This window comes from Desulfovibrionales bacterium, assembly GCA_028715605.1.
In the GTDB taxonomy this organism is placed as follows: Bacteria; Desulfobacterota; QYQD01; order QYQD01; family QYQD01; genus QYQD01.
Window position 1 is genome coordinate 25,611 of the sequence record JAQURM010000011.1, and the last position, 16,165, is coordinate 41,775.

The following is a 16,165-nucleotide window of genomic DNA, read 5'->3' on the forward strand; positions in this document are numbered from 1 at the left end:
AATCATGACGCCGACTTTAGGCACAGAAAAACCAACCGTGCAGGACCCGATTGTTAAGTATGCAGACGAAATCGACTGGAGAGTCGTCCCCCAGGAGGAGGCCCTTTCCCTGAGAAAGGGGGAAAGCGGGCCTCTGTTCTACCGGGTCCTCGAAGAAAAGCTGATTGAACTGAATCCGGGATTGGTGTGCCGTGAAAATGTGGATGACATTATTCACCGCATGGAAGCCGTCCGGAATAATATCGAGGGGAATGCGGAAATCCTGTCCTGGCTCCGGGGGGAGCAGGCGATTTACGATGAAAACGAAAAGCGGCGCCGCAACGTGACGGTTGTTGATTTTGCCCGCGCCGGGCGTAACCTGTTTCAGGTGACCTCCGAGTGGCAGTACACGAACGGCCGTGAGACAAACCGCGCGGACATCATGTTTCTCATCAACGGGATTCCCGTTGCCATTGTGGAGACCAAAAGCGCGAAAAAAGCCAATGGGATGGAAGAGGCGCTCATTCAAATCCGGCGGTATCACCGGGAGACCCCGGAAATGCTGACGGCGCCGCAGGTCTTCGATATGACCTATCTGGTTGATTTTTTCTACGGCCCCACCTGGAATCTGAACCGGAAAAATATCTTCAACTGGAAGGATGAGGAAAAGGGAAACTTCGAAAAGAAGGTAAAGCGATTTTTTGACCGGGGGCATTTCCTCAAGATGCTGGGGGAATGGATCCTGTTCTATGTCAAGGATGACGAACTCCAGAAAACGATCCTGCGCCAGCATCAGACCAGGGCTATCGAGAAAATCGTTCAGCGGTGCAGCGATGAAAAGAAAAAAACCGGCCTGATATGGCATACCCAGGGATCGGGAAAAACCTTCACGATGATCACGGCGGCACAGCAGATTCTTGAGAAAAAGGATGTCTTCGGGAAGGCGACGGTTATCCTGATGATCGACCGCAATGAGCTGGAGGGCCAACTTTCCGGCTGGGTGGAGCGGATTCTCGGCGAGATGCAATCCCATGATATCAGCATTGAACAGGCTTACAGCAAGATTCGCCTGAGGCAACTCCTCAAGGCGGACTTCAGAGGGCTGATTATTTCGATGATCCATAAGTTTGAAGGGATTCCCAAGAACATCTGCACCCGCCCCAACGTCATCGTTATGCTGGATGAGGCCCACCGGTCTGTCGGGGGAGACCTGGGCAACTACCTGGTCGCCGCCCTCCCGCAGGCAACTCTTATCGGGTTTACGGGCACGCCCATCGACAAAACGGCCTATGGCAAGGGAACCTTCAAAATCTTCGGAAAAGAGGATGATAAAGGTTACCTGGACAAATATTCCGTTGCGGAATCAATCGAAGACGGCACGACGCTCCCCCTCAATTATATGTTGACCCCCAATGAAATTCGTGTACCCAGAGAAGAACTGGAAAGGGAATTTCTCGACCTTGTTGAGGCGGAAGGGGTCAGCGATGTCGATGAATTGAATAATATCCTAGACCGGGCGGTAAAGCTCAAGACCTTTCTCAAGTCGCCGGACCGTGTGGAGAAGGTCGCGGCCTTCATTGCCGGGCACTTTCGTGAGAATGTCGAGCCCCTTGGTTATAAGGCCTTTGTGGTTGGTGTGGATCGGGAGGCTTGCGCCCTTTACAAAGAGGCCCTCGACAAGCTCCTGCCGCCGGAATATTCAACGGCCATTTATACGGCCGCCCACAATGATAGTGAAAAATATCCCCTCGTTTACAAACACCAGCAGACAGCGGAAGAGGAGAAGAAAGCCAGAAAGGTTTTCCCCAAGCCGGACGCCCTGCCGAAGATCTTCATTGTAACGGATAAGCTGCTCACCGGTTTTGACGCCCCCATTCTGTATTGCATGTACCTGGATAAACCGATGCGCGACCATGTCCTTCTTCAGGCCATCGCGCGGGTCAACCGGCCCTACGAGGAAGAAGGGGACATCAAGAAACCCTGCGGTCTGGTGGTTGATTTTGTAGGAATCTTTGAGAAACTGGAAAAGGCCTTGGCCTTTGATTCCGATGTCGTCAGCGGGGTGATCAACAACCTTGATGTCCTGCTCGCTCGCTTTATCGAATTGATGAAGGGACAAGCCCGACCGTACCTCGATCTGACCCGCGGCAAGGTCGATGATAAGATGGTCGAAAGGGCAATAGATGCCTTTGTAGATCAGAGCAAGAGAGAGGAATTTTATAAATTTTTCAAAGAGCTGGAAACGCTTTACGAGATATTATCTCCTTCCCCCGCCCTTCGGGACCATATGGAAGACTTCGGCCTGCTTTCAATACTCTACCAGGTTGTCCGCAATGCCTTCAGGAAAAAAACGGGGTTCTACGGCGACATCGCAAAAAAAACAGAACAACTGGTCAGGGAAAAGGCCGAAACCTTTGGTCTGGAGACCACGACGCCGGCAGTCAAGATCGATGAGACGACCCTGAAGGCGCTGAAAGACAGCAAAGCATCGACCAATATAAAAGTCATCAATCTCATCAACAGTATCATCAAAACGGCAACGGATGAAGGCGACGGCAGTCCCTATCTGAAACCCATCGGGGAACGAGCAGAAGCCATTCAGGAGGCTTTCGACGACCGGCAAATAACGGCGCTCGATGCGCTCAGAAAAGTAGAGGCGCTGATCAATGAGGTTCTCGAAGCCCGGAGACAGCAGGAAGAGACAGGTTTTGACATAAACACCTTCACGATTTACTGGCTGCTCAAACAGGAAAACGTGAAGTGGTTTGAAAATCTTGCACCGATTGTCAATAACGCATTTCTCCGCTTCCCGAATTTCAAGGACAACATTGCGGAACTGAGACAGCTCAAGGCGGAACTATACAAGCTGATGCTCCCTGTCGTCGGCAAGGATTTGATGCTGGGCATAGTTGAGAAGCTCTTGAGGCTGGAACGCAAATGATTGAAGCTCCCCGCAGCCCGCCTGCGGCGGACGGGGAATCTCCGTATGCAAGGTAAAATGCATCATATTCGCTCGCTAACCCCGCCGCAAGCAGCGGGGAATGCGCTCGCTATGCATGTTCAACCATCCAATAACAAAGGAAAGGGCTTGTCTGCGAAAGAGCAGTTTAAATCTGACATTACCCGCTGGGCTGCCATCATGAAGGTGAACCCCGTGCAAATTCGAGTCCAAATCATGAAAAAAAAGTGGGCGTCATGCTCAGCCAAAGGACGGATATGTTTCAGTACTGATCTTCTTAAGGAATCCAGAACTTTTCAAGAATACGTCATCATCCATGAACTTCTCCATCTCCAGGTGCCCAATCACGGCAAGCTTTTCAAGAGCCTTATGAACGCCTATTTGCCGGGGTGGGAGACGGTTGTGGCGGCACGAAACGGAGACACTACAAGAAGCCTATGAATATGAGGCATTATTGGGACAAAATACGATTTCTTCAAAACGATGAACATTAATCTTATGGAGCCAAAACATCTATGAGTAGAGCCGGCACTAAATCCAACCAAGGAGACGACTACCAACGTCTGGTAGCATTGCATTGGCTTATCCGACTCATAAATGACGAAGATGGGATATCTTACATACAAGCTGAATCCAATGGCCTTCCCGGTATTGACGAGAAAATCAGTGTCGATGACGTGGTGGTTGTATATGCTGATGGCCGACGTCGCCACATTCAAGCCAAAAAAAATCAGCCGCAGAATCGTACCTGGTTATTATCTGATGAAAGCATCTCTACCGAATTACCAAAGATCCGAAACCAGTTAGAAAGTAAGGACGATACACTTGTTGAACTTTATTCCGCCACACCATTCGGCGACCTCAAATCCCTTGCCGACGCAAGTAGAGAGTACCCTGACCTTAATGCATTCCGGCGAGAGAGCGGCAAAAACCTGAAAACCAGCCTGACCACAATAGCCAATAAATGGGAACGTTCCGAGGCGGAATCTCTCAATCTGCTGCGTCGCCTTGAATTCGGATCACATCACTCTCATGAGGACTGGAATAGGCAAAACAGGCAGGATCTGGCAAGATTGGTTACCCATGTGGACATTGCACTACCAGTACTTGAATCTTTTCTAAACGCCCATCAGTCCAAGCTTCAGGCCGCGACATCAACTATTCGTCGTGACGATGTTATTCAGCATCTGGCGCAAAAGGGCGTTGTGAAAGCGATCATGAAAAGTGAGGCAGAAATCCTTCAAGAATTTCGACATGCATCCCGCATCGGCAGAGCATGGCAGCGAACCGTTGGCGGTCGTCGAATTGAACGAACCGAGCTGAAGGAACTGATTCGTTTGATTGAGGAAGGTACTGACACCATACTTGTCACCGATCGCCCAGGCAGTGGCAAGACGTGCTTGCTGCTGGATCTTGCAGACCGCATCGAGCAAGATCCTCGCTTTGGTCTGCTCTTCCTCAAAGGAGATCGCTTCGCCAAACTTCGAAATGAGAGCGAGCTGAAAAGTGCTGGCCTTCCGGAAGACATCCTAGGTCTCTGCGGTCGGCTTTCAGAACACCGTCGGGTCGTGGTGATTATCGATTCTTTGGACGTTCTGTCGATGAACCGTGAGCACGGAGCCCTCTCCATGTTCCTTCGGCTGATTGACCGACTGAATCCCATACTGAATATCACAGTGGTGGCTGCCTGCCGTTCATTTGACCTTCAGTACGACCCGCTCCTCCGTGATCGCGAATGGAAGCATAAAATTCGTGTGGCGAACTTTGACTTTGACACGGTTGTGGCCCCTCTGTTAAAGGAATGGGGCGTTCCAGAGGAGAAGGTGGATGCGGATTTGCGGCGTCTTCTGGTGCTCCCTCAAAATCTGCGGTTGTTCGAGGCTATAGCCATGCGCGGTGGGCGCTTCAACATACGAACGGCCTATGAACTGCAAGAGGTATACCTCCAAGAGGTGGTCGCTAAGGATTCTGACCTCGGTGCACCTGCGATGGGGGCTTTACAGACCTTGGCTGATCGAATACTCCGTGAACGCACTCAATTGATACATCCCGCCACTTTTTCAATTGGTGAATCGATTCGTCGTGCGCTCGTGAGTAACGGGGTGTTGTATGAAGACCCCATCGGTGGTCTCGGATTCAGTCATCAGACCCTTTTTGACAATTTGGCAGTCTATTCATCACTAGCACGCGACGAGAACCTTGTCGGGTTTATAAAGTCACACCCTCCCTTTCCATTCTTGCGTGCTGCGGTGCGTACCTTCATGTTTCATCTTCGGACCCATGCCCCTGACCTTTTCCATAGACAAGTATGGGCTGCCCTGCATGACACGGAGATCGCCTATCACTTCAGGCGCCTGATCGCCGAGTCCTTGGCAGAAATCGATCCGCAGACAGATGATTGGCCATTGCTGCGGAGGCTCTTTCAACATGAACCGGAGCTTTTTCGCCGCTTGTTTTGGCGTCTCGAAGGTGACGCTTGGTGGAAAATGCTTCTCGATCACTGGCTGCCCTCGCTCTCGTCACCTGCTTCTGATGGCAACTGGTACAGTTTGCTTGTCTCTAGGTTCGACCTCTGGATGAACAGCCATCCAGTCGAAGTAGTTTCTTTATGGAGGCGTGCATTTTCCGACAATTGGGGAGATAAGAATGATCTCGCAATGCGAATCACCATCCAACTCCACAAATTCCAACACTGGAACACTGAAGGCATCCCGGAACTGATCGAAACTTTGTTAGCTGAAAATAGAGCTGAGCGGGATTTGTTTGGACAGGTCCTCAACCTCTATACAGAAGCCACGAACCGCGGCGACGAGTTGTTGTGGCAATATATCATTAAAGATGTCGACCCGCAGGATGTTCGACGTTTCGATATTTCAAAAAAACTGCACTGTGCTCCCCACGTTTTCCATTACAAAGAATTTTTGAAAGACAGGTTGATCCGTTCGGATTGGTTTTTGGATGCTGTTATCAATACCTTGGAGGAGTGGGCAACTAAAGATAGTATTTATTCCAGCAAGCATCGGCTAAGATCAGCGTTCCTACACAGCTCGTCCTGGGAATATCGACACAGCCACCACGATGCGCACCCTGCTGACGATCTTACCGTTTTGCTTGCCGGTGTTGAGCATGCTCTCAAGTACCATGCTCAGGCCAATGATGACTGGTGGAAAAGAAGTGAACCGCAGCTCAGAGCCCTCCGGGAAGTGACACTGCTATACTTCCTTGCCCTTGTCTATAAGGAAAATCCGGAAACCAATGTGAATGGCATGGTCCATCTCCTGACGGATGTGGAACTGCTTCGCTATGGCCACATTGAGCATGAACTGGGCGAATTGATTCAGGCTGGTTATCATCTGTTGCCTTCCGAAGTTCAGGAGACCAATCAGCGAACCGTCCTCAAGCTTTATGAAGACGAGATTCAGGGCGAGGAAGGCATGCCTTTATGGGTACACCGCACCATCTATGATTACCTCGTCTGGATACCCGCGATATTCAGGCTCCCTGACAGCCAAGACTTCGTCGAACGTTTCAAGCCGCAGTTCGGCACCGCCTTACCTGAGCCGCACATCCACTCTTGGGGAGGATTCGTTGGGTCTCCGGTTCCTCTCGAAAATTTTATAAAGCTGAATAATACCGATACGATCCGTCTGCTCGATTATTACACCAATTACAATGACCGCAGCAGTCATCCCGCAGATTTCAATAAGGGCGGTCGTGACAGTGTGGCGCATGTTCTGAGCGAGGCGAGTGCCATAAACCCGATGCGCTACTTTACCCTGCTGCTCACTCTTGAGCAGCAAGGCTTTCGGTCGGCTGGGTATATTACCAGCCTCCTCGACGGCATAGCCCATCATCTTCGCTACCGCTTCGGACGATTACAGCCACCACAAGGTTGGCAACCGGTTGAGCCTCTGCCGGATGGACCAAGCCTAGCTCGTTCGTTATTAGATCTGATTGAGGGCCGCCCTAAATTGTGGGATGATGGTCATGCAGTTGCCCGCCTACTGGAGGCCTGCTGCGAGGTCCTGGAGGATCATGATTCGGTAGAACGACTTGTTTTTCAACTGTTCCGGCTGCTCCACCACCCCGATCCTGAAGAAGAACGACAAAGGATCTTCAGTCAGAATAAGCAGGGTATCACAGCCCAGGATCTCATGTCTGACGCTATCAACACCGTTCGCGGTGTTGCGGCCGGCAATGCCATCACATTGTACAATCGACTCCTGGAAAAGGAGATTGAACCGCCCGAATTGCTCTTTCCCCTACTGCGTCATTTTGCACGCGACCCTATCGGGGCTGTCCGTGCGGCCGTACTGGACCATTTACTTTTTTTGACTTCCAGACGCCATACCCTAGGGTGGCAGATTTTCCACGACATCTTTCGCGAGACCCAAATCCATCTGTGGCCTCTCGCTGAAAAGCACCTCTATCACCAGTATCACGAATATTTCGAGGAAGTCGCTCCTTGTCTGAACAGAATGCGTAACGAAGCTCCAGATGAAGCAGGGGGAGCGTGGGGCCGAATTGCTACCTTGGCGGTACTTTCCGGACATATAGAAGAGGACAATCTATTTCAGCAGTTGGAGTCGATGAACTTAACCGAAGCTTGGCTGGGCGCTTCTCAGGTATTCGCGGCCAATCTGGATCAGCATCTGCATGACAATCTTTGCATTAATGGGCTACGACGTATCCTTCAAACAAAGAATCTGGACCAGAATGTATATAGACGTATCGAGCACGCCTTTGACCCGAAGAATCAAGGCCGTCACCTCGGTCCTGATGTTGCTTTAAATTTTATTGATAGTATTGCACCTGATGATCAACATTTTGACCTCCATATTCTCCTCGACTGGATTGCGGACTTTGCCGGGAGAAATCCCGTCGCTGCTCTTGACATTTGTGAACGACTTGCTGAAAGACTCGGCACGATGCCCACCCCATATCGGATATGGCATACCGAACCGCTGATCGCCGCTTTGTCCAGCATTCTGAGGGAAGCAGACGAAACCGACGATACGAACCTGATCCACCGGGCCATTCGTCTGCAGGATCAATTTCTACGCATGGACATTCCAGGGATGGACGATTATTTCAAGCTGGCAAGTCAACTCTGAACCTCCGATTGGCACATCGGTCGCGCCCTGTATGGCCGTAAACGGTGCATGTCGATACTTTGCTCGATAGATTACATCATATTTATGGTCAAAATATGTCGGCAAACTTGACAATTTGCCGACGTTTATGTACCATGCCTCCATGAAGAGCGCTAAAGAAAAAGCAATCGACATTATCCAGAATCGGGGTGGGTTTATCCGCACTCATGAGGCATTTCAGCAGGGAATACACAGAAGGACCCTATATGGTCTCCGTGATGAAGGGGCGCTGATTTCAACTACCCGGGGAATTTACAGGCTTGCTGATATGGATATCCCGGCGGAGATTAATCTTGTTGAGGTTGCCAAGGCTGTTCCCAACGGTGTCATCTGTCTGATTTCGGCCCTCTCTTTCCACGGCTTGACTACGCAGATTCCTCATGAAATCTGGATCGCTATAGAAAGAAAAACAAGAAAACCAAAAATAATCTATCCACCGGTCAGGATCATTTATTACAGCAATTCGCCATTCCAGGCGGGTATCGGAATTCACCGCATTATGGAGCAGGAAATCCCTATTTACGATGCGCCAAAAACCGTGATTGACTGTTTCCGTTGGCGCAATACGGTGGGGCTCGATGTCGCTCTTGAGGCGGCTCGGGACTATCTTAAACAGCGTTATGCAAGCCTGGCCAAGCTGATGGAATACGCGAAAATCTGCAAAGTTGAGAAGCTTGTTATGCCGTATCTTCAGGCCATGATCTCATGAAAAATATTTCAGCGATCATGGAAAAAATAAGGACATTTTTACATCCCGTCATCAATGCAATCGAGAAAGATGCCCACTTTAACAAGTCTTGGCCGCCCGGAGGGCCATGGCAAGAGGCCCTGTGACCGTATCGGGTTCGAAGAAAAACACAAGGAAGGATAAGTAGTGAAGCTTCTCCACACATCCGACTGGCATATTGGCCGCGCCCTTTATGGCCGCAAGAGATACGAGGAACTCAAAGCGTTCCTTGACTGGTTGGCCGGTCTTATCGAAGACGAAAATATTGATGTGCTGCTCGTGGCGGGCGACGTGTTCGACAACAGCACGCCGAGCAACTATGTACAGACGTTGTATTACCGTTTCCTGTACCGTGTGGCGGCCGCTCCAAACCGTCATGTGGTGGTCACGGCAGGAAATCATGATTCGCCGTCTTTTTTAAATGCCCCCAGGGAGCTCCTGAAATTTCTGAACATCCATGTCGTGGGGTACGCATCCGATTCTCCTGAAGATGAAATAGTCATGCTGACCGGGCCGGATGATGATCCCCGGCTCATTGTTTGCGCCATCCCGTATCTCAGAGACCGCGATATCCGCACCGCCGAGGCCGGTGAGAGCCTTGAGGACAAGGAGAGAAAAATCATAGAAGGGATCAGGGCTCATTACCGGATGGTGTATGAGGCGGCCGAACAGAAACGCTCCACGCTGAAAAAGCCCGTTCCGATTGTCGCCATGGGGCATCTGTTCACCGCAGGCGGCCAGACCATTGATGGCGATGGAGTGCGCGAACTGTATATCGGCTCCCTTTTAAAGGTCGGAACAGATGTGTTTCCCGAACATATCGACTACCTTGCCTTGGGGCATCTTCATATTCCTCAAACGGTGGGCGGTTCAGATTTCATACGCTATTCAGGTTCACCCCTGCCCATCGGCTTCGGGGAGGCTGAACAGGAAAAGAGCGTGGTCCTCGTGGACTTTTCGGGTAATGCGCCCACTGTCGCAACTATTCCAGTACCCAGGTTCCAGGAACTGAAGACCCTGCAAGGGGATTGGCCAACCATCGCACGAAATATCGAAGAACTAAAGTCCGGGGGGAGCAACGCCTGGCTGGAGATAGTATATGAAGGAGATGAGATAGCCGGCAGCCTCCGCGAGCGCCTGGATGAGGCAATCGAAGGGACCGGCATAGAGATCCTCCGCGTCAAGAACAACCGGGTGCTGGAACGCGCCATGAGCGGAATGGATGTGGATGAAACACTCGACGATCTGGATGCAACAGACGTGTTCAAACGCTGCCTTGAATCGCACGAAGTCCCGGAGGATCAGCGGCCGGCGCTTTTGAGCGCCTACCGGGAAATCATAGTCTCCCTCAACGAGCAAGACCAGATGGCTGAATAGGAGAAAGGGGAATGAAGATACTTGGTGTCCGGTTCAAGAACCTGAACTCACTCACGGGCGAATGGCAGGTTGATTTCACCCACCCGGATTATTCGTCTAACGGCATATTCGCCATCACAGGCCCCACGGGATCAGGAAAGACGACCATCCTGGATGCCATCTGCCTCGGGCTTTACGGCCGGACGCCCCGCCTGGACAAGGTTACGAAAAGCAGCAACGAGATCATGTCGCGTCAGACAGGTGAATGTTTTTCCGAAGTTACATTTGAGACGCAGAAGGGCCGTTACCGTTGCCACTGGAGCCAGTATCGCGCCCGGAAAAGATCCGATGGTGCATTACAACAGGCAAAACATGAAATAGCCGATGCCGATTCCGGGGCCGTCCTGGAATCAAAAATAAACCAGGTAGGTGAATTTATCGAGAAGGCCACGGGCATGGACTTCGAGCGTTTCACCCGTTCGATGCTGCTGGCCCAGGGGGGATTCGCGGCCTTTCTCCAGGCCCCTCCCGACGAGCGGGCGCCCATCCTGGAGCAGATCACCGGGACCGAAATCTACAGTCAGGTATCCATGAAAGTTCATCAACGCCGCACGGAAGAACACAACAACCTTGAGATATTGCAGGCCGAGCTGAAAGGAATCCAGGTTTTAAACGAAGATGAAGAAAGGGGACTGCAATCCGTCCTGAAAGAAAAGCAAGGCCAGGAGACGGAACTTGCCGGAAAAGTGAGTGAAATGCGCAAGGCCCTGACCTGGATCGAGGGGATGGTTGCCTTGGAGAAAGAGCTGGTAGAACTGGACAAGAAACAGCAGGATTTTGAGAAGCGCCGGCAGGAGTTTGATTCGGAATCAAAAAAGCTGGAAAAATCCCGCAAGGCCCTCGGTCTTGAAGGAGATTACAGAGGGGTTGCCGCTTTACGTGCGGAGCAGGACAATGAGACAAAGGAGGTTAATGGCGCAATTGCGATTCTGCCTGAAAAGGATAAGGCCTGCGCAGCCGCGTTGACGGCAAAAAAAACCGCTGAGGCCCGGTTGGATGAGGCGCGAGCCAGGCAGACATCGGAAACTGAAGTCATCAAGAAGGTGAGGGAGATCGACGCCCGGCTGGGTGAACAGAAAAAGCAGCTCGCAGAGAAAAACAAGGCAATCGGAGAAATCGAAAAACAGGGGGAAGGCTACAGAAGCCTTGTCAAAAGCGGTGAACAGGAACTGAAAAAGGCTCATGCCGCCCTGAAAGCTATCCGTGAATACCAGGCAAAACACGCTGCCGATGCCGCGTTGATGACCAACCTCAGCGCCATCGAGAGGGGATTTGCGTCGTTTCGGAATGTTGAGACAAAGCATGTGGAGGCATTGAAAGAACTTTCCGCTACGGCGGGGAAAAAGGAGTCCGCCCTTGCCGGTTGCCGCAAGATAGAAGCCGATCATGAAAAATCCCGCCAGGAATTTGAGAAAGGACAAAGTGAACTTAAGCACCTGACTGATGAAATCACGGCCATCCTCAGGGGACGTGAAATCAGCCAGTGGCGCCATGATATGGACGTCTTTAAAGACCGCGAGCGTCTTTTGATCCAGACAGGCGAGACCATTGCACGGATTGACAAGACATACACTGCGCTGGACAGCCTGAAATCGGGCATTGAAAAATTAAAAGCCGGTAATGTGAAACTCTTAGATGAGATAAAATCAAGCGCCGATAAAAAAGCGCTTCTGGAAAAAACTATTGTAACCCTGGAAACGCAGGTATCGCTTCTCAGCCGTATCCGTGACCTTGAGGAAGAAAGGAAACAACTTGAAGACGGCAAACCATGCCCGCTGTGCGGCGCTACCGATCATCCTTATGCGAAGGGGAATGTCCCGGTCTTGAACGAGGCGGAGGCGGAGCTTCAAAAAACGAAGGATGAATGCAAAAAGGCGTCTCGTCATCTGAACAAGCTGGAAGCCGACCGGGTTCGGACCGCAACTGAAATCCAGCATACTGAAAAAGAGATGACGGAGAAGAATGCGACGCTGGACGCCGACGAAAAACAGTGCGCTGACGCCCTGTTGAGACTGAATATCAAGGCCGCGCCGGAAGAACGCGCCAGTAAGGTGCACGAAGAGATTGCAGGCGGTCAGGCGAAAATTGCTGAAACATCCGGCATTATCGCCATCGCCGAAGAGAATGGCAAAAAGGAGAAGTCAGCGCAAACTGCCCTGGAAAAAATAAGGGAGAAGTTTGACAACTCAGACAAGGCCTTACAGGAGGCCAGACACAACCTGGAGACGGCCGATCGTGATCATGAACGGCTGACCAAAGATTGCGCCTCCCTGGCGGAAGAGACTCAAAAGGCCCGTAACGATACCCTTAAGGATGTTGAACCCTTTGGAGTCAGTCAGATTCCGTTAGACAGCCTTGACACTATACTGAAAAACCTGAGAACGCGCAAAGAAGGATGGCAGGCGAAGGAGGCTGAAAAAACCACGCTGGAGAAACAGATCCATGAACTGAAAGCGGAGATTGAGAAATATAATGCCCTCCTGGGCAGCCTGGAAGAAGACTTGGCGGCAAGGCGCAAAGATCGTGACGATCTAAAGATGGAGTATGAATCATTGTGTGCTTCACGCCGGGAACTCTTCAGAGAGAAGAACGCTGACCAGGAGGAAAAGCGCCTGGGAGATGCCGTGGATAACGCGGGTAAAGCCCTTGAAAAAGCACTCGAAGAATATGGGCAAATTGGAAAAGAGATCAGCGCCCTGAAAGAGAAGATAAATTTATTGAAAGTAAAAATAGGAAATCGGGCCAAGGAACTGGCGCAGGCCGGGCCGAAACTGATGGAGCGGATCAAAACGGCAGGATTTGAAGACGAGGCAGACTACCTTTCATCACGCCTGAGTGAAGAAGAGCGGGACATCCTCGCTGACAAAGAGAAACGCCTGATCAAGGAAAAAACGGAACTTGACGCCCGCCGGAAGGACAAGTCGGAGGCGCTTGCCTCCGAGCGTGAAAAAAACCTGACAGATCAATCCATGGAGGCGCTTAAAGAAAATATAAGCGCCTGTGATTCGGAACTGAAACAGATAAGACTTGATATTGGCGGAATCATAAAGAGTCTAAGTGAAAACGAGAAACTAAGGGAAAAGCAGCAGGAACGCATAAAGAGCATTGAAACCCGGAAAAAGGAATGCGCACGCTGGGATGACCTGCATCAACTCATCGGCTCCGCCGACGGAAAGAAATTCCGTAACTTTGCACAGGGGCTGACGTTCGAGATGATGACGGCGCATGCCAACCGCCGGCTCAGGAAGATGACGGATCGCTATCTGCTCATACGCAACTCATCACAACCGCTGGAGTTGAATGTTATCGACAATTACCAGGCGGGTGAGATACGTTCTACGAAGAATCTCTCCGGCGGCGAAAGCTTTATTGTGAGCCTTGCCCTGGCGCTCGGCCTTTCTCATATGGCAAGCAGAAATGTGCGGGTTGACTCACTCTTCCTTGATGAAGGGTTTGGGACCCTCGATGAAGATGCACTTGAAACAGCCCTGGAGACTCTTGCGGGATTGCAGCAGGGCGGCAAGTTAATCGGCGTGATATCGCATGTCACGGCGCTTAAGGAGCGCATCAACACACAGATACAAGTAATCCCCGAGACAGGCGGTCGCAGCAACCTGAGCGGCCCCGGTTGCCGGAGAATTTGAGCGGACTCTCGCGGGCCTTTTACTTTGACTTGCCTCGATCGTTTTGTTACAATTTAGCGGATAGAGGAGCTTGCTCGTACCAAATACTAAGTTGTAATCAAAAATATACCCATAAAATCTCCCCTCACCCCTCTTTTCCAAAGAGGGGGATATAATCTCCCCCTTTGAAAAAGGGGGATCAAGGGGGATTTGAATGGAACTTGATATAAGGGACCTACGCTAAATAATAACAAAGGCAAGGCGGGAAAATAATTGCCAGAGCTAAGACAAAATCCAGCCACACGCTTCTGGGTAGTTATAGCCAAGGAACGTTCAAGGCGTCCGCATAACTTCATCCAGGTCAAGCCCGCCATGTCCACAGAACCCTATCTGACAGAATGCCCTTTCTGTGAGGGCAACGAACACCTTACCCCGCCGGAGACCCTGGCTTATCGAAGCGGAGGCCAGTCCAACGGCCCGGGGTGGTGGGTACGGGCGGTTCCCAATAAATTTGCCGCCTTTGTCTCTGAAGGAGATTTAGAGCGGCAGCATGACGGGGCCAACTTCTTTCATCGTATGGATGCCGTAGGCCACCATGAGGTCATTATCGAATCCAATAAACATAACGAGCACCTATTCCTGATGGATGATTGGCATGTGCAAGAGGTTGTTCTGGCCTACCTGGAACGCTACCAGATGCTGCACATCGACCCCCGCTGCAAATTTATCATTATCTTTAAAAATCATGGCCTTTCCGCCGGGACCTCCCTTGAACATCCACATTCCCAGTTAGTGGCCACACCCATTGTACCGACAGATATCCGCATCCGGTTTGACCGCGCCGCATATTATTACGACGACACCGGCAAGTGTGTCTATTGTGATATAATCCGGGAAGAAAAGCAGGGCGGCGAACGGGTCATATTGGAGACCGATAAATTTATCGCTGTCCACCCTTTCGCCTCCCAGGTGCCCTTCGAGACCTGGATTATGCCCAAGGAACACAGCGCCTCGTTTGGCCTTATCACTATGGAGGATGCCAAGGCCTTTGCCGTTATACTGAAGACAGTTCTTAAAAAACAATACATCGGCCTGCATGACCCGGATTTTAATTACATAATACATACCGCACCGGTAAAGGATGAGCACGAGGATTACTTCCACTGGCACCTGCAGATCCGGCCCCGCCTGACCACCGCAGCCGGTTTTGAGATGGGAACCGGCATATACATTAATACCGCCATACCGGAAGAAACCGCTCAATTCATGCGCAGTGTACAGGTCTGACGATATGCCATTAACAAAAACTAACGTCACACGCTCAAAAAACAAAAATCCTTCAGTAGAACGGCTGCAAAATCTCGTGAAAATTTTCGACAAGACTGATCGCGTACTCATCGTCATTAGCGCCGATCCGGACTCCATAGCCAGCGCCCTGGCTATGAAAAGGCTTCTGTGGAGACGCGTACAGGGTGTGACTATAGCCCATAACAACGAAATCAAACGGCTCGACAACCTGGCTATGATAAAACTCCTTAATGTCCCTCTGCAACGCCTGCAGACGCTGGCGCCCGAGACCTTTACCCGCAAAGTAATGCTTGATTCACAGCCTTACCACAATCCGGACTTTGCCCACATTGACTACGATGCGGTGATCGACCACCACCCTGCCGTTGAACCGGTCAAGGCCTCCTGGGTTGATATAAGGCCGGAATATGGGGCCACGGCCTCCGTCATGTTTGAATATCTGCGCGCCGCACGCATAAAGCCCTCGGTACGGATAGCTACAGCCCTTTTCCATGCTATAAAGGTGGATACGGAAAACTTTACCAAACGGGCTACGAGTCAGGACATCGCGGCATTTACCCGTCTCTTTGACCAGGTAAACCAGGCGCTTATCCGAAAGATCGAATCGTCCGATATTAGACTAAGCGACCTGGCATATTTCAGGCTGGCTTTGGATAAAATGCGTTATTCCCGAAAACGTATTTACTGCCATGTAGGAAAAGTGGAGCACCCGGATATCCTGGTGCTTCTGGCCGATTATTTTATGCGTGTGTATGAGATTGGCTGGAGCATTGTTTCGGGTTTCTGCGGAGAAAAGTTCATAGTAATTTTTCGCTCTGACGGATACCGGAAAAATGCGGGTAACTTGGCCATGCAGGTCTTTGGCGCCATGGGCTCGGCCGGCGGACATCGCCAGAGCGCCCGCGCCGAAATCCCGAAAACTAATATGCCGCCCTCCGGCCGGGAATTTTCCTCCCGGAGTTTAGAGAGATTAATCGTCCGACACTTAAAGACCTGAAAG

General features: G+C 51.0%; 8 protein-coding genes. All 8 read left to right on the top strand.

Annotated elements, in window-relative coordinates; translation table 11 throughout:
* The first annotated feature begins 4 nt into the window (after positions 1 to 4).
* The 8 genes from PHT49_10160 (at position 5) to PHT49_10195 (ending at position 16,162) form a co-directional block, all read left to right on the top strand.
* Positions 5 to 2,920: an HsdR family type I site-specific deoxyribonuclease gene (locus tag PHT49_10160; GenBank protein ID MDD5452245.1), complete on the top strand. Its 2,916-nt coding sequence runs from the start codon at positions 5 to 7 to the stop codon at positions 2,918 to 2,920.
* A 45-nt stretch (positions 2,921 to 2,965) separates the two neighbouring features.
* Positions 2,966 to 3,379 carry a M48 family metallopeptidase gene (locus PHT49_10165; protein MDD5452246.1) on the top strand — a complete coding sequence of 138 codons (414 nt, stop codon included), beginning with the start codon at positions 2,966 to 2,968 and terminating at the stop codon, positions 3,377 to 3,379.
* 74 nt (positions 3,380 to 3,453) lie between these two features.
* Positions 3,454 to 8,052, top strand: coding sequence for an AAA family ATPase (locus PHT49_10170; protein MDD5452247.1), 4,599 nt, complete (start codon positions 3,454 to 3,456; stop codon positions 8,050 to 8,052).
* 115 nt (positions 8,053 to 8,167) lie between these two features.
* Positions 8,168 to 8,800 (top strand): transcriptional regulator, encoded by a 633-nt coding sequence (locus tag PHT49_10175; GenBank protein ID MDD5452248.1) that lies wholly within the window; start codon positions 8,168 to 8,170, stop codon positions 8,798 to 8,800.
* 165 nt (positions 8,801 to 8,965) lie between these two features.
* Entirely contained in the window at positions 8,966 to 10,195 is a 1,230-nt protein-coding gene (locus PHT49_10180) for an exonuclease SbcCD subunit D C-terminal domain-containing protein (protein ID MDD5452249.1), read from the top strand.
* Between the two features lie 11 nt (positions 10,196 to 10,206).
* Entirely contained in the window at positions 10,207 to 13,878 is a 3,672-nt protein-coding gene (locus PHT49_10185) for an AAA family ATPase (GenBank protein MDD5452250.1), read from the top strand.
* 252 nt (positions 13,879 to 14,130) lie between these two features.
* Positions 14,131 to 15,144, top strand: a complete 1,014-nt coding sequence (gene galT / locus PHT49_10190; GenBank protein ID MDD5452251.1) for a galactose-1-phosphate uridylyltransferase — start codon at positions 14,131 to 14,133, stop codon at positions 15,142 to 15,144.
* Positions 15,145 to 15,220: 76 nt separating this feature from the next.
* Entirely contained in the window at positions 15,221 to 16,162 is a 942-nt protein-coding gene (locus PHT49_10195) for a DHH family phosphoesterase (GenBank protein ID MDD5452252.1), read from the top strand.
* Positions 16,163 to 16,165 lie beyond the last annotated feature (3 nt).